The sequence below is a fragment of the Bacillus sp. FSL H7-0578 genome (genome assembly GCF_038630855.1).
In the GTDB taxonomy this organism is placed as follows: Bacteria; Bacillota; Bacilli; order Bacillales; family Bacillaceae; genus Bacillus; species Bacillus safensis.
Genome location: NZ_CP152045.1, coordinates 1991791 through 2007223, shown reverse-complemented (window position 1 = coordinate 2007223; position 15433 = coordinate 1991791). Strand labels below are relative to the sequence as shown.

The 15433-nt window shown below is 41.0% G+C and carries 17 protein-coding genes; 12 read left to right on the top strand and 5 right to left on the bottom strand.

Annotation, left to right across the window (positions count from 1 at the left end):
* Positions 1–71: 71 nt before the first annotated feature.
* The 7 genes from dinG to MHB41_RS10120 all read left to right on the top strand — a co-directional run bounded on the left by dinG (position 72) and on the right by MHB41_RS10120 (position 7062).
* A complete protein-coding gene (gene dinG / locus MHB41_RS10150) occupies positions 72–2864 on the top strand; it encodes an ATP-dependent DNA helicase DinG (protein ID WP_268481317.1) in 2793 nt (930 codons plus the stop codon).
* Between the two features lie 132 nt (positions 2865–2996).
* Entirely contained in the window at positions 2997–3167 is a 171-nt protein-coding gene (locus MHB41_RS10145; RefSeq protein ID WP_065214698.1) for a YpmA family protein, read from the top strand.
* A gap of 12 nt (positions 3168–3179) precedes the next feature.
* Positions 3180–3665 (top strand): cell wall elongation/penicillin-binding protein regulator TseB, encoded by a 486-nt coding sequence (tseB, locus tag MHB41_RS10140; protein ID WP_024422779.1) that lies wholly within the window; start codon positions 3180–3182, stop codon positions 3663–3665.
* A gap of 114 nt (positions 3666–3779) precedes the next feature.
* Positions 3780–5072 (top strand): asparagine--tRNA ligase, encoded by a 1293-nt coding sequence (gene asnS / locus MHB41_RS10135; protein ID WP_024428109.1) that lies wholly within the window; start codon positions 3780–3782, stop codon positions 5070–5072.
* A 99-nt stretch (positions 5073–5171) separates the two neighbouring features.
* Complete coding sequence (locus MHB41_RS10130; RefSeq protein ID WP_034280461.1) at positions 5172–5876, top strand: DnaD domain-containing protein; 705 nt, start codon at positions 5172–5174, stop codon at positions 5874–5876.
* Between the two features lie 17 nt (positions 5877–5893).
* Positions 5894–6556 (top strand): endonuclease III, encoded by a 663-nt coding sequence (nth, locus tag MHB41_RS10125; protein WP_034280464.1) that lies wholly within the window; start codon positions 5894–5896, stop codon positions 6554–6556.
* A complete protein-coding gene (locus tag MHB41_RS10120) occupies positions 6553–7062 on the top strand; it encodes a YpoC family protein (RefSeq protein WP_268481316.1) in 510 nt (169 codons plus the stop codon). The genes nth and MHB41_RS10120 overlap by 4 nt, the downstream gene beginning before the upstream one ends.
* 36 nt (positions 7063–7098) lie before the next feature.
* Here the strand turns inward: MHB41_RS10120 and MHB41_RS10115 are convergent, their stop codons facing one another.
* Together MHB41_RS10115 and recU are read right to left on the bottom strand one after the other, a co-directional pair.
* Entirely contained in the window at positions 7099–9813 is a 2715-nt protein-coding gene (locus MHB41_RS10115; protein WP_061109279.1) for a PBP1A family penicillin-binding protein, read from the bottom strand.
* Between the two features lie 19 nt (positions 9814–9832).
* On the bottom strand, positions 9833–10468 hold the full coding sequence (recU, locus tag MHB41_RS10110; RefSeq protein WP_034280474.1) for a Holliday junction resolvase RecU: 636 nt from the start codon (positions 10466–10468) through the stop codon (positions 9833–9835).
* 46 nt (positions 10469–10514) lie between these two features.
* Here recU and MHB41_RS10105 point away from each other — a divergent pair, with 46 nt between their 5' ends.
* Positions 10515–11471 carry a DUF2515 domain-containing protein gene (locus MHB41_RS10105; protein ID WP_061109278.1) on the top strand — a complete coding sequence of 319 codons (957 nt, stop codon included), beginning with the start codon at positions 10515–10517 and terminating at the stop codon, positions 11469–11471.
* A gap of 23 nt (positions 11472–11494) precedes the next feature.
* On the opposite strand, the gene sspM is transcribed toward MHB41_RS10105, so the two are convergent.
* Positions 11495–11599 carry an acid-soluble spore protein SspM gene (gene sspM, locus MHB41_RS10100; RefSeq protein WP_024422772.1) on the bottom strand — a complete coding sequence of 35 codons (105 nt, stop codon included), beginning with the start codon at positions 11597–11599 and terminating at the stop codon, positions 11495–11497.
* Positions 11600–11796: 197 nt separating this feature from the next.
* Between sspM and MHB41_RS10095 the strand changes: the two genes are divergently transcribed.
* The 3 genes from MHB41_RS10095 to MHB41_RS10085 all read left to right on the top strand — a co-directional run bounded on the left by MHB41_RS10095 (position 11797) and on the right by MHB41_RS10085 (position 13029).
* Positions 11797–12030, top strand: coding sequence for a DUF5446 family protein (locus tag MHB41_RS10095; RefSeq protein ID WP_224426684.1), 234 nt, complete (start codon positions 11797–11799; stop codon positions 12028–12030).
* 49 nt (positions 12031–12079) lie between these two features.
* Positions 12080–12460, top strand: a complete 381-nt coding sequence (locus tag MHB41_RS10090; protein ID WP_224426683.1) for a YppE family protein — start codon at positions 12080–12082, stop codon at positions 12458–12460.
* Between the two features lie 107 nt (positions 12461–12567).
* The gene (locus MHB41_RS10085; RefSeq protein WP_034280480.1) at positions 12568–13029 is read left to right on the top strand and encodes a YppG family protein; all 462 of its coding nucleotides are present in this window, start codon (positions 12568–12570) and stop codon (positions 13027–13029) included.
* 20 nt (positions 13030–13049) lie between these two features.
* On the opposite strand, the gene MHB41_RS10080 is transcribed toward MHB41_RS10085, so the two are convergent.
* Positions 13050–13469 carry an Hsp20/alpha crystallin family protein gene (locus MHB41_RS10080; protein ID WP_120208132.1) on the bottom strand — a complete coding sequence of 140 codons (420 nt, stop codon included), beginning with the start codon at positions 13467–13469 and terminating at the stop codon, positions 13050–13052.
* A 169-nt stretch (positions 13470–13638) separates the two neighbouring features.
* Here MHB41_RS10080 and MHB41_RS10075 point away from each other — a divergent pair, with 169 nt between their 5' ends.
* Positions 13639–14145, top strand: coding sequence for a PTS glucose transporter subunit IIA (locus tag MHB41_RS10075; RefSeq protein ID WP_120208331.1), 507 nt, complete (start codon positions 13639–13641; stop codon positions 14143–14145).
* Between the two features lie 57 nt (positions 14146–14202).
* Here the strand turns inward: MHB41_RS10075 and MHB41_RS10070 are convergent, their stop codons facing one another.
* Positions 14203–15321: an NADH-dependent flavin oxidoreductase gene (locus MHB41_RS10070; protein WP_024428115.1), complete on the bottom strand. Its 1119-nt coding sequence runs from the start codon at positions 15319–15321 to the stop codon at positions 14203–14205.
* Positions 15322–15433: the final 112 nt, after the last annotated feature.

The window sequence follows — 15433 nt, the reverse complement described above, 5'->3', positions numbered from 1 at the left end:
TTCTGTTTCATCTATTTTGTCCAGAGCGTGTTTCACTTTAGGGTGAAACGAGGAATTGAGGTGTCCATTTTATGACCGATCAAAGGTTTGTTGTCGTTGATATTGAAACCACCGGGAATTCACCTAAAAAGGGTGATAAAATCATTCAAATAGCTGCGGTGGTCATTGAAAATGGACAAATTGTCGAACGGTATTCAAAATATGTGAACCCGGGAAAAGCAATCCCAGGATTTATTGAACAGCTGACAGGCATTCAGCAGCACATGGTTGACGATGCGGTGTTTTTTGAGGACATTGCCCAAGAGGTGTATGATCTCATACAGGGTGCTTATTTTGTTGCGCACAATGTTCATTTTGACTTGAATTTTTTAAATGATGAACTAAAAGCATGCGGGAAAAATGAGCTGGATGTGCTAGCAATTGATACAGTTGAGATCTCTAGAATTCTTTATCCTGAGCTTGAAGGTTATAAGCTCACTGAATTAAGTGAAGAGCTCATGCTTCCACATGACCACCCGCATAGGGCGGATAGTGATGCGGAAGTTACTGCCATGTTATTTTTAACTTTATTACATCAATTAAAACATACACCGAAAAATGTGCTGAAGCAGCTGCGCAGATTATCCTCTTATCTCCTAAGTGATATAGGACTTTTAATTAAGCAGCTTGAAACAAGCCATGCTAGCTGGGAAGATTCTTTAGTAGAAGTCGGCTCTTTTGCTGTAAAAAATGTCACCAATCCTATCAGTAGGGCGACACATTCAGTAAGTGAAGATGATGAACAGCTGTTTGAGGAGATCAAAAAGAAGCTTCCGCAAACGGTAGAAGGCTATGAGGTAAGAGAAGGCCAGCTTACGATGATGAATAAAGTGAGAGACGTGTTTCATGAAAGAGCTTATGCATTAATTGAAGCGGCACCGGGTATTGGGAAAACGCTCGCTTACCTCATCCCAGCTGCTCTAGAAGCGAGGAAATCAGGAAAACCTGTCATTATTAGTACATATTCCATACTTTTGCAGCAGCAAATGCTTCAGCGCGATGTGCCGATGTTGAATCAATTGCTTCCGTTTGAGCCTGCTGCCTGTGTATTTAAAGGTCGGGCGCATTACATTTGTTTAGATAAGTTTGAGCATGTGCTTCATGAGGAAGATGATAACTATGATGTCGTCTTAACGAAGGCGCAAATTTTAATGTGGCTCCTTGTAACAGAAACAGGTGATTTATCTGAACTGAATTTACCGTCAGGAGCTGCCAATATAAAAGACCGCATTTCTTGTGTGCATATGCCGTTTACATCGAAAAAGCGCCGTTTTAAAGAGTATTGCTTTTATGAGCGCGCCAAAAAAAGGGCAAGAACAGCTGATTTAATTTTAACGAATCATCGTCTGCTTTTATCACAAACGGAGGCATCGTCTATCTTTCAGCATGCTGACGTATATGTGATAGACGAAGCCCATCAATTTGAGAAAACAGCCAATGAAACACTAGGGGATAGTGCGTCTTATATCCAGCTTCACGCGAAATTAACGCAGCTTGGCTCCTTGCAAGGCGGACTGTTAAAGAAACTGAAAAAGAGATTTCATCATGCAGGGTTACAGACAGACACCTTTATTGAAATGGATGAGTATCTCAATCAGCTTCAAATGGAAAGTGACGCTTTCTTTAGCACCGTCCATTCATTTGTGAAAAGGACAAAACCAAAAGCCGACATCAATCGTCTCATTCATAGAGTACGTCATCATTCAAAGCATGCTCAGTGGAAACGGATTAAAGAAACAGCAAGTAAGCTTTGTTCCTTGTTAATTGCTTGTGAGAAACTGTATGAACAGCAAAAAAATGAGCTTCTTCAAAAAAGTGATCAGCTGACAGAACACTTTGCCTTTGAAGCAGAGGAATACGACCAAGTCATGTTGTTTATGCATACTTTTTGCAGTACACTGTACCGATTTATCTTTGAACCGAAAAATGATGAAACGGTTTGGATTGAAATTGATGCAAAAGGTGCCAAAAACGCAGTCTTTATGCATGCACAGCCGTTAGATACTGGGGAGCTTTTGGCTGATCGTTTCTTTATGAACAAAAAGAGTGTTGTCCTCACATCAGGGACACTCACCATCAATCACCGCTTTGATTATTGCTTGGAACGGTTTGGCCTGCAAGATTTTTACCCTCATCTTGTGCAAATTGATTCACCTTTTGAACTTGAAAAACAGCTTAAGGTCATTGTTCCAGCAGACATGCCGCCGATTACAAACCGTGATGAACGAGATTATGTAAAGCAGGCTGCGCAATATATAAAGGTTATGGAAAAGCAGCAGCATGCAAAAATATTGGTTTTGTTTAATTCACATGAGATGTTAAAAGCAGTCTATGAAGAGCTAAAAACAGAAGGGATGCAGTCAGCCCTTTTTGCTCAAGGTTTGACAGGCGGAAGCCCCGTAAAATTAACGAAAGTGTTCAAATTAGCAAAACAAGCTATTTTACTTGGTACGGGTAGTTTTTGGGAAGGTGTTGATTTTCCAGGCTCAGAGCTGACAACAGTCATCATGGCACGTCTTCCGTTCAGGCCGCCTGATTCTCCTCTCATTGAAGCCAAATGTGATGCAGCTAAAAAACAAGGGAAGAATCCGTTTAAAGCCGTCGCTTTACCAGAAGCTGTGTTAACTTTTAAGCAAGGAGCTGGACGCTTGCTGCGCTCTGAAAAAGACATAGGCACATTGCTGATTTTAGACCGCCGAGTGAAAACAGCTTCATATGGAAAACTATTTTTAGAATCACTCCCTCATGCGCCGGTTCACGAGATGTCAAAAGAGTCACTTGAGGCGTATATAGAAAACCTTAACAACGAAAAGCCGCTGTCATAAGCGGCCTTTAGCTGGTGTGGGTTTGGAGTTAATTTATCGTAACGGCTTTTTGTGTTCCGTTGTAAAAATAGTATCGGTTCCCGTGCAGAAAAGTATGACTAACAATATTTACGTACCGAGGAGGAATTAGAAGTGGAAAGTAAAATAGAGGTACTTTCAACTGTTCAAATTAAGCATTCAGAAGACCTATACAAAATTGTTGATTTATTGAACAGAACGCTTAAAAGAGAAGATCTCATGTTTGGATTAGCATTAGATCAAGAAGACCAAAATCAAGCGGTATTTACGATATATCGCACATAGGGGAAGCTTGACATGAAAAAAATAGTCTGGATTATTTCATCTGTAGTGGCTCTCGTTCTGCTTATTGGCATCATCAGCTTTACGTGGATTTATCAAATTGCCATGGGACAAAGAGAACAAGGGCATGAAGCAGCGATCGAACGAGCAAAAGAACAAGCAAACATCGTACAAGTGGAGCAAGTGGAAACCTTTGTCGGGAAAGAAAAACAATTTATTGTTGAAGGGAAAAACAAACAGAATGAAACGACCTACGTTTGGGTTCCTGCCAGCAAAAAAGAAAAAGTAATCGCAAAAAAAGCAAAAGAAGGCATTACTTCGAATCAAGCAGTACAAGCCGTTCAAAAGGAGAACACGGTCTCTAAGCTAAAAGAAGTCAAATTAGCGAGAGAAGGTGACGTACTCCTTTGGGAAGTGACGTACTTAAATGAGAACAATCAATATAGCTTCAGCTATGTCGACTTCTCGACAGGACACGTGGAAAAAAATTTAACACCGTAGTTTCTCCTGTCTTGCGTTGACCATGCTGATTTAGAACGGTTATAATAAAATGTATGAAAAAAGATTCACACCTGTCTAAAGGTGAGTTTCTTTCTGGCTTTGGAGGGAATTATGTTGAAAACAACGATTAATCAAGTGTTCAAACACGTCGATCAAGAAGTAACCATCGGCGCATGGATTGCCAATAAACGTTCAAGCGGAAAAATTGCATTTTTGCAGCTGCGTGACGGGACAGGCTTTATTCAAGGAGTCGTAGTAAAAGCAGAAGTGGAAGAGGAAGTCTTTAAGCTGGCGAAATCAGTCACTCAAGAAACATCCGTCTATGTAACAGGTCAAGTGACAAAAGATGAGCGTTCACCGCTAGGTTTTGAATTGCAAGTGAAATCCATTGAAGTGATTCATGAAGCGACAGATTATCCAATTACACCAAAAGAGCATGGAACAGAATTCTTAATGGATCACCGTCATTTATGGCTTCGTTCTAAAAAACAGCATGCCATTATGAAAATCCGTAACGAAATTATTCGTGCTACATATGAATACTTCCATCAAGAAGGTTTCGTGAAAGTAGATCCGCCAATTTTAACTGGAAGTGCACCTGAAGGCACAACGGAACTGTTTGCTACGAAATATTTTGATGAAGATGCATACCTTTCTCAAAGTGGTCAGCTTTACATGGAAGCTGCGGCAATGGCACTCGGAAAAGTATTCTCATTTGGCCCAACATTTAGAGCTGAAAAATCTAAAACAAAACGTCATTTAATTGAGTTTTGGATGATCGAGCCTGAGATGGCTTTTGTCGAATTTAATGAAAACCTTGAGTATCAAGAAAATTATGTGTCTCATGTTGTTCAAAGCGTACTTGAAAACTGTAAAGTGGAGCTGCAAACACTAGGCCGTGATACAGCAAAATTAGAAAATATCAAAGCACCATTCCCGCGCATCACTTACGATGAAGCGATTAAATTCTTGCAGGAAAAAGGCTTTGATGATATCGAATGGGGAGATGACTTCGGAGCGCCTCACGAAACAGCGATCGCCGAAAGCTATGATAAACCAGTGTTTATCACTCATTACCCAACATCATTAAAACCGTTTTATATGCAGCCAGCACCGGATCGTGAAGATGTTGTCCTTTGTGCAGACTTGATTGCACCAGAAGGCTACGGAGAGATTATTGGCGGTTCTGAGCGTGTTCATGATTTAGAGCTTCTTGAAGCAAGATTGAAAGAACATGGGCTTGATCAGGAAACTTACAAATGGTATACAGAATTAAGACAATACGGTTCTGTACCGCATTCAGGTTTTGGTCTTGGACTTGAACGTACAGTTGCTTGGATTAGCGGAGCGCCGCATGTGCGTGAAACCATTCCTTTCCCAAGATTATTAAACCGTTTATACCCTTAAGACGTGAAAGCCTCCAACAAATGGAGGCTTTTTCAAACGTCTTTTTAGAGGGGCACGTGAAATAAAACGTGATATACTTAAAATGAAGAGGTGTATCCGATGAATAGACAGCAATTTATTAATATGCAGCAAATGGGGTCGACAAGTTTGCCTAATTTGCTGATTGCTCATTATGAGCAGTTAGGACTGAATGAATCCCAGATGATGGTGATGCTTAAAATTAAAATGAATGAAGAACAAGGCGTTTTCTTCCAAACATTTGAAGAGCTTTCTCAAGGCATGACCATTTCAGCGGAAGAGTGTGCGTATATGGTTCAGCATCTCATTCAAAAAGGATTTATCTCGATTCAGCCATTTGAAGACAGGTCTGGTATTCAGCATGACCGCTATTCAGTAGAACCTTTATGGGGCGTGCTGTATGACTTTTTAGAAGCAAAACAGGCGAAAGAAGCGCAAAAACATCATGTGCAGGCTGAAAAATCTTTATATGCTTTATTTGAAGATGAATTCGGCAGACCGCTGTCTCCTCTTGAAGGAGAAACACTTTCGATCTGGATGGATCAAGACCATCATGATACTGAGATGATTCGGCTGGCGCTAAGAGAAGCCGTTTTATCAGGGAAATTAAATTTCCGTTATATTGATCGAATTTTATTTGAGTGGAAAAAGAAAGGGCTGAAAACAGCGGAAGAAGCAAAAGAGCATAGCCAGCATTTCCGGTCTCAGCAGAAAACGCCGCCTTCAAAAGAAGAGACGTCCACCTATAAACGACAAGTTCCTTTTTATAATTGGCTGGAACAATAACCAATAAAGGAGAAGGCATGTTAACAAAAAAACAAATCAATGAGTGTTTAGATATTATAGGAGATATGTTTCCAGAGGCTGAGTGTGAGCTTGTTCATGACAATCCATTTGAGCTTGTGATTGCTGTTGCACTCTCTGCTCAATGTACAGACGTGCTTGTAAACAAGGTCACCAAAACGCTTTTTCAAAAATATAAAACACCAGAAGACTATTTAAGTGTACCACTTGAAGAACTGCAGCAAGATATTCGCTCGATTGGTCTTTATCGAAATAAGGCTAAAAACATTCAAAAGTTGAGCAAAATGCTGATTGAAGAATATGGCGGTGAAGTACCAAAGGACCGGGATGAGCTTGTTAAGCTTCCTGGGGTTGGCCGGAAAACAGCAAATGTCGTCGTTTCGGTCGCTTTTGGTGTACCGGCAATAGCAGTAGATACACACGTAGAACGAGTCAGTAAACGTCTAGGCATCTGCCGCTGGAAAGATTCTGTGCTTGAAGTAGAGCAAACCTTGATGAAAAAGGTGCCAAAAGAAGATTGGTCTGTGACGCATCACCGTCTGATCTTTTTTGGGAGATATCATTGTAAGGCGCAGCGGCCGCAGTGCGAATCGTGTCCGCTTCTTGATATGTGCAGAGAAGGGCAGAAGAGGCTGAAAAAAGGATTGGTGAAGCTGGCATGAGCGGGGCAGCTGTTTTCACCTCATATGTCGAAAAGCTAAAAGAAAAAAAGGTAGAGATTAAAGGTGATCGAGTAGATATACTGAGGGCCAATCCGCTCGCATATGATCTATCTTCAGAACCTTTAACAGACGAGTTTCCATGGCAGGAAACTGAAGAATTTGTTCCTGTGATGTTTGAGCTGTGGGACGAATTAAAAGAAAAAATGCTTCCTCGTTTCCAAACAAGAAAATCCCGCTGTGAAGAAGATGATATGCTGAAAGGAATCGTCAGTATGATTGCGATGTTTTACTGGATCAAAGGGGAGAGTGTCCAAACGTTTGAATGGGAACATATCAAGCAAGAGACATTTCCTGTTGCTCCGATTAATTGGACGGAACGTTTAGAGTTCATTTTGCTAAAACCAACTCAATATCATTGCTTTATTCAATTGGACGAGCTATACACGGAATTAAAAAAGCAGTATGGAAAATATGAAGCACTTAAAAAAATCAAACAGCAGCGTTAAAAAAAGCACTTGCCATAGGAGGCAAGTGCTTTTTCATTATTCATCTTCTTTTCGAGAAGTAGCATTTGATTGCGAATTGGAACTTTGAGAGTTGGCTTTCTCATCATCTTTCTTTTTATCTTTATTATCAGTTTGCGAGTTGCTGTTCCCATTTGTACTGTCTGAGCCATTATCTGAAGAACCATTATTTCCGTTTTCTGTATTTCCACCTTGGTCCTGATCCTTATCCTTATCTTGATCTTTTTTGTCATCAGGCTTTTGCTCATCAGTGCCAGGGGGCTGATTTTTGTTATCGTCTGTTTGGTCTGTCTGCTCGTCGTCAGGCTGCTGCGGTTCTTCTTCTTCTTTATTCTCATCATCCGCTTTTTCTTCCTCATCTGCGTCATCCTTAATGGTGAGGAAGGTAGATGCCGCTTTACTCGTGACATCATCTACAGTGGCTGTCACTTGGAATTTATATGTGGAGCCAGGCTTCACATCAGAGATGACCGCTTCTTTAGCAGAGCTGTTTTGAATCTCTTTATAGCCGCCATTATCAACCGCTTGCTTGACATTAAATGTAGCATCAGCGTCGTCAGAATAGCCCCAAGTCAGTGTGATGGATTTTTTCTCTTCATCATACACCGCTTTTAAATCAGAAGGCTTATCGGCTTCTTTTTTCTCAAAAGTGTCAGAGACTTTTGTTGGTACCGTTCCTTTAACAAAGTATTCTGTTGTCTTCTTGTCACTTGGTGTATTTGGTCCGGCTAATTTTGCTGGATCGGATCCTTTTTCAACCGTAGCTTCAACGACACTGTCTGGTTTTTCAAATGAGCCGCTTCCATCATCAATTTGAGAAATCAATCGCTGGAAGACGATTTTGGCAACACGCTGCTCGTAATCATTCAGCCATATCTTTCCGTCTGCATCTTTTGAATTACCGATTCCAGTCCAAACGGCTGCTGTATATTGCGGCGTATAACCGACAAACCATGAATCTTTTGCACCGCCAGAAGGGATATTGTGTTTATTAATAACATCTTGTGTGAAGTTCGTTGTACCTGTTTTACCAGCTACTTGAACGTTCGGTACTTGTGCAAGTGTACCAGTACCAGATTGGACAGCAGTTTTCAGCATATCTGTAATCATAAATGCTGTGTAATCACTCATTGCTGCTTTTGAGTCCGGCGTAAGGTCAAGCTTTGTCCCGTCATTAAATTCAACAGATGTAACAGCGTGCGGTTCATTATAGTATCCGTTATTACCGAATGCACTAAATGCACCTGCCATTTTTAATGAAGACACACCATCTTCAAATCCACCGATGGAATAAGATTCTGGAATATCAGAAGGTAAGTCCATGCCTAAATTATTAGCAAATTGAGCGGCATTGGCTGAACCAGCTTCTTGGAATGCTTTAAGTGCAGGGATGTTACGCGATTGTGCCAAAGCACTTCTCATCGACATTTTACCTAAATGTCTTCTGTCAAAGTTATTAATCGGTGTACCATCTGAGTACGTATACGGCGCATCATCAATTTGCTGATATGTTGACCATTTTTTGTTTTCAATGACTGGGCCGTAATCTAAGATCGGTTTAATTGTGGACCCTGGCTGGCGTTTTGCATCCGTCGCATAGTTAAAGCCGCCGGCTGGTACATCACGTCCACCGCCAATGGCGCGAATTTCACCATTTTTCGTATCAAGCAGGGTCACACCCGCCTGCATCCCTTTCGTAAATCCAACTGAATCTCCATTAATGATATCATTTAGGTGATCCTGGGCTTTTCGATCAAGTGATGTATAGATTTTTAATCCGTCAGTTGACGCATCCACTTTAGCTTTTTTCTGAACTTCTTCCATCACTTCTTCAATGTAGGCAGAGTACTTACTAGAGTTTTGGCTCTTATATTTACTAGCTGAAACAACTGTCTTGCTGACAGGGGTTGCTTTTGCAGCGTCATAGTCTTTTTCTGAAATGTAGCCTTGTTTTTTCATAAGGCTTAAAACGATATTACGGCGTTTTTCCGCTGCCTCGGGATGTTTCACTGGGTTATAGGCAGAAGGACTCTGCGGCATACCTGCAAGTGTGGCAGCCTGTGCAACGGTTAGTTTATTTAAATCTGTGACTCCGAAAAATTGTTCAGCTGCTTTCCCAACACCATAAGCATAAGGAGAGAAGAAAATACGGTTTAAATACATTTCTAAAATTTCATCTTTAGAGTATTTTTGCTCAAGCTGAATCGAGAGCCATACTTCCTGTACTTTCCGTTTTAACGTCTTTTGATTGCTCAGGAGGGAGTTTTTCACAACCTGCTGTGTAATTGTACTTCCGCCTTCAGCACCAAAGCCGTCCTCAACGTTTGCGACAAGTGCACCGCCGATACGGATTGGATCAATCCCGTGGTGCTTATAAAAACGTGCATCTTCAGTCGCAATAAACGCGTCTTTTACTACATCGGGTATATCTTTTATCGAGACATACGTTCTTTTTTCTGCACCAACTTCTGCAAACACTTTCTTGTCTTTATCATAAAGCTTTGAAGAGTATGGTGTTTTAAGCTTACTATCATCAATAGAAGGAGCGCTTGATGCAAAAACGGCAAAAGTTGTGATTCCGGCAACTAAACAAAGTAGACCGATCACGAGTAAAGATAAAAATATTTTTTTAAATAGACCTGCTTTCTTTTTGCCTTTTTTGTTCTTTTGCTTCTTATTGTTTTCTTGACTTGCTTTACGTCGCTGTTCACGACTTGTAAATTGATCAGACATCACATCTCAACCTTTCGTGTTAAACCTTTTTCGAACGTAATTGCTGCTTGCTTTCATCCGAAAAATGAAGTGTCTCCACTACTTTAATATAATCAATTCTTGGCGAATATCCAAGTGTCATTATGTGGCCAGCTTCCATTAATTCGTCTTTGCTAATGGATTTACGGCCATTTTTTTTCTGCCGCTCCCAGAAGAAAAAGAGATCTGAAGCGGGCAAATAATAAACGGAGCCAAAAGCGGATATAATAACGAAACAAATACCGCCTTGCTTTTCAACCTGTTTCATATGCTCAATTTGATGGTCGTGGAAATTTTTGAGCGGAAACGAGGTAGTGCTTTTGGTTTCCTTTGCTTCAAAATCGATATAGCGGCCTTTGTAAACCCCGTTATAGTCTGTTGTGGATGATTGTTTAAAATAGGCTTCTTTAATGACAGCAGCACTTCTTTTTGGATAATCCACATTCACAATTTGAACTGGGGTAGGCTTTTTATGAATGACTGCGATCCCGTTGACCAAATAGTATTGGTTTGTTTCATTTAAATCAGCCTCAAGCGTCATCCCGCGGTTACTATAAGAGGATTCGCCGCTGATTCTTTTTTTTGTCCCAATTTGTTGTATGGGCTGATACGATTTTCCGTTTGGATACCGAATCATCAAGTTTCAGCCTCCTTTTAATGCATTTTGTATTGGAGAGATCACCATGTTGTCCCAAGAAGAGCATATCATCACTCAGCAAATTTTGCGTGAAACGAAAGCAAAAAATAAAGACAACCTGACGAGGACAAATGCCTACAAGCGCTTTTATGACCGGCATCCAGAGATGAAATGGTCGCTGCTCGCTTCCTTTGTCTCGAGAAATGCTGGGTGGTCCATGACGGATTTAAAAGGCGAGCTCTTCCATCCAGGTTTAACGGATCAGCAGGGGCACCTTTTTTTCACAGCATATGAAAGAGCGAATTGGCTGATCTTTTCGGATGCTTACCCTCAGCTTCTTTTGTACGAATGGTCTAAGCGATGCAGTAAACCTTTGTTTCATCTGCTTCCTTATTTCTCCGTGTCTCGTTTTATGAGCGCTGAGTGGGAACGCTTCTGGCTAAAGCGTGACACAGAGCGTCTGCTTTATGCACTCATCATAAATGAACAATATACTATACAATCTCCTATTATACAAAATCCTCTTCTGAAAAAGAATGTTTTTCACTCGATTCAATATCTTTTCAGCGAGTGGGGACATTTCCAAACCGTTGTTTTTCCAACGGTGGACGGGCATTTGTACGGCTTAACCATACGGAAGTTTTCCAATGTAAAGGATCGCATTACATTAGGTAAAAAACTAGCGAAACTATTATTTCGAGCCGATTTGTTTTCGGATTTTTATCATTTTTTGCATACCGTTCCGCATACGGGGTCTCGGTTTGATTTTGAACCGTTTTTAGGGATCGCTAGAAGGTCAACACCTTTTCTTCGGACGGTTTATCCGGTGATGACACATTCATTAGACGATCAAAGGGAAGATTGGTTTCAAAAGAAATTGAGTCCATCTTTATTTGAGGCAGAGCCGCTGCCAAAGCAGATTGAGCTGACCGACTGGTATTTTCATAAAAAAAGACAGCTTCGTTTTCTTTTCTCATTAGAGCACTATTTTTTGCATAAATAAAAAGCAGGGGGTGCCTGCTTTTTTTACGTAGATGGACGATTAGGACCGCCGAGCTTTTTATCCAGCTGATCTGGACTGTTTTCTTTCCCTTTTGGCTTTTGCTCTTTTGGTGCTGGCTGCTTTTTCATGAAATCTACCTCCTTTTGTCTTTAGAATTTACACAATCGGACGCAATCATACAAAGAAGGACAAGCATCTGTCGAAAAGGAAGAAATAGCGCTTATCTACACTTAGATTGGCGATTTGCTTCTAGTTTTGTCATGTGTGAAGGAGGGTGAGAAAGAAAAGAGAATGTAACGAGAGACGATAAAGGAGGAATCTGATGATGAGCGAATTTGTATCAAAAGAATCCATTATGCAGTTGTTAGAGGAAATCGAGCGAAAAATTGATGCGGTAGAGGAAGAGCTGTCTCTTGCTGTGAAGCAGACGAAACGTGCAGCGATAGAAGAGCAAGAACAAATGATTGACCGGCTTGAATCAGAAGTAAAGGACTGTGAAGTGAAGCTTCATGCAGCCGAGTATAAACTGGCAGCAAGACCGGCATATCACGCCGGATAGCCTTTCTATTTGAGCAATAGGTAAACGTTTGATAGGATGGTTCATAGAGGTGAACACTTTGGATAATCAAACATTACTTGAACATACACAAAACTTGAGAATATGGATCGAAGAAGCGTATGAGCAGTACCAAAAGGGAAAGGCTGAAGAGGAGTACCCATCGTATGATTTTTATACGGATATTCAGCCGGCCGTTGTTACATTTGATCAGAAAATGGAGGAGTGGCTCACCGCTGCCATCTCGTTTATTGAGCAGGCCAAACCTAGATATTTACACCAAGAACAGCTTGAAGCCGTAAAAGAAAATGGAAAAGAGGTTGTCCTGCAATCTTATTTTGGTAAACAGCACGCACCCCGTGTAAAAAATTTAGTTGAGTCAGTGGTTTACACTCTGAACCTTTTAATAGAAGAAATCAAAAAGCGCAGCTAAAGAATGATGCTGCGTTTTTCTTATGGCTTCTTTAGGCACATCTTCTGCTCTTGGTCATAATATATGAGTGACATCAATATGTGTTGAGAGCGAGAGGAGCGAGATAGATGTTCCCTTATTCAAACCAGCAGCCTTATGAATTCAATCAATTCAAGCAAAGGCCTTTTCCGTATCCAGAGATGCAGCAGCAGCCTCCGCAGCCTCCAGACTATTTCATGCCGCCGTATCAAGGTGGAGGGGGAATGAATCAGGCACCATCTACTGTTTATCAGCCGCCTTATGGATACCAAGAAAACGTGCCGCCTTTACAGCCGCCTGAAGCGATGAATCCACCCCAAATGCAGCAGCCTCCAGGCATGATGCCCATGCAGCCGCCTATGAACCCTTATCCATTGCCAAGGCCGCAAAAACAGCAGCCATCTCAATTTAAAAGTGTGCTGTCACAATTCAAAAAAACGAATGGGCAATACGATTTTAACAAAATGTTTGATACAGCTGGCCAAATGATGAGTACAATGAATCAAGTAGGCTCATTGGCGAAAGGATTTACAAGCATTTTTAAAGCATAGCTAAAACCCAATAGATTGATCTATTGGGTTGTTTGCTTTGGCGCAGACACATGAAGCGATTGATCTTTCCACACACTCTTCATTTTCGTTTCATCTATTTTTGCCGGCATTAAAATGGTTTTGGTAAAGCTTGAATACGAAGAAGTCGTATCTGTTTTGATTTTTTCCTGTACTGATAAGTGTAAATATTGGGCTTTTACTTCTAGCGCAATGTCTCCTTCGACAAAATGGTCTGGAAATTGAATCTCGATATACACATTCTGTTCATCCTCTGTCACACCGGTCATAATGGATGCAAGTGAATGCGATGTGGTCATGAGTGCCTCTGCACTATTTAATATCTTGTGAAACGGGGAGGATGCAAAAAATTGTTCAATCGCTTCATATAGCATATCTTCATTTGCCAGCATTTCATGTTTTTTCTCGCCTTCATGTTTCATCTGAATCACCTCTCATCTACAGCCTATGCAGAGGGGGCTCAGGCGGTTATCAATTGATGAGAGGAAAAAATTATGATTAAATAGTGTTGAATGAAGCAAGGTGTATGGGCGTAAAGTTTCATACACGAAATAGATTTAAGAAGCAAAGCTTGAAGGGAGCAAATTGACATTGCTGAAAAAATTATTCGGTTTCGGAAAAAACCAAGATGATCTAAAGGAAGAAGTCATTTATTCTCCAGTTGATGGAGAGTTAATGGATATGACTGATGTACCAGATCCCGTCTTTTCTCAAAAGATGATGGGAGACGGCGTAGCAGTAAAACCAAAAAGTGGGACGATTGTGTCACCAGTAGAGGGTGAAATCATTCAGCTCTTCCATACAAAACATGCAATTGGCATTCGAACACTCTCGGGGCTTGAGCTTCTGATTCATATCGGACTTGAAACAGTTGGGTTAAATGGTGAAGGATTTGAAGCCCACATGAAAGAAGGGGATAAAGTGAAAATCGGTGATCCTCTTATTACATGTGATTTAGAACTGATTGAAGAGAAAGCATCAAGTACAGTAACACCTATTGTGATTATGAATGGTGACCTTATCGAACGACTTGATAAAGAACCAAAAGGCTCTGTAGAAAAGCAGATGTCCAAGCTCTTTACAGTGAAAATGAAATAATCCATGAATAGAAAAAACTACCCACTGACAGGGTAGTTTTTTATCGTGCTGAGGACATTAATCCTCCATCGGAACCCAGCCTTGACTTGCTTCCATGACAGACCACAATCCTTCTGGAATGAGATACTTGTCTTTTTGGCTGCGTTTAATGACGGTTTCAATCTCTTGTTCTCTGCCTTCTTTAATCTTCTTAGCCCAATCTGGGTCGACGATCAGCTCTCGTGCGACAGCGATGAGAGGAATCCCTTGATTGTAAGCATGGAGTGCATCTTCAGCTGTAATGACACTGCCTACTCCAATAAGCGGAAGAGCATCGCCGCAGCGTTCTTTTAGCAGTTCCATACGAGTTTTATTAGAATCTGCGCCTCGTCTTGCTTTAGAGCCAATCTCCATTAGAGAGATATGCAAATAATCGAGGCTTTTTGTTTTGAGAACATCCACTAATGTAAACGTCTCTGTCATTGTTAAACCAGGTGTTTCTGGTTCTTCAGGAGATAACCGGTATCCAAAGATAAACGGTTTAGCCGCATGTTCTTTGATGGCCTCTTTAACTGCATCTACAACAGCAATAGGGAAAGCTAGACGTTTTTCTTCATTTCCTCCCCATTGATCTGTACGCTGATTGCTATGCGGTGAGTAAAATTGCTGTAATAAATAACCGTTTGCTCCGTGAATTTCCACGCCGTCAAACCCTGCTTGAACCGCTCGTCTTGCCGCTTCTTTAAAGGAGTCGATAATATGCGTAATTTCCTCTTCTTTTAAAGCGCGTGCAATTTGTTTTCCATCTTTAAACACATCACTTGGCGCAACCACATCACCGTTTGGAACTAAATGAGGGAGAGCCTGAGAGCCGCCGTGATGAATTTGAATGATGGCTTTTGTTCCTTTTGCCTGGATAGCTGAAGCCAGTTTTTTCAGGCCTGGGATATCTTCATCTCTTGCGATAGAAGGCTGTCCTTCAAATGCCTTCCCATCTGGAGTCACATTCGCACATGCTGTAATCACCATGCCCATTTCACTTGATCTAGCTGTAATGAAGTCAATTTCGTCTTTTGAAATGGTGCCGTCATCATGAGAACCGAAGTGTGTCATTGGAGCAACGACTAACCGGCCATCAATAGAAGCGCCTCCTGGAAACGTAAATGGTTCAAACAAAGGCTTAAATTCGTTTTTCAATCTGATCATCTTCTTCCTTGATAAAATCATTTCACTTTAGAAGTGTAATAGATATTGTTACAACAGTTCAAAGTATTTGCTCATAAGTCCGCATCAAAAAATTGCCGCCTAG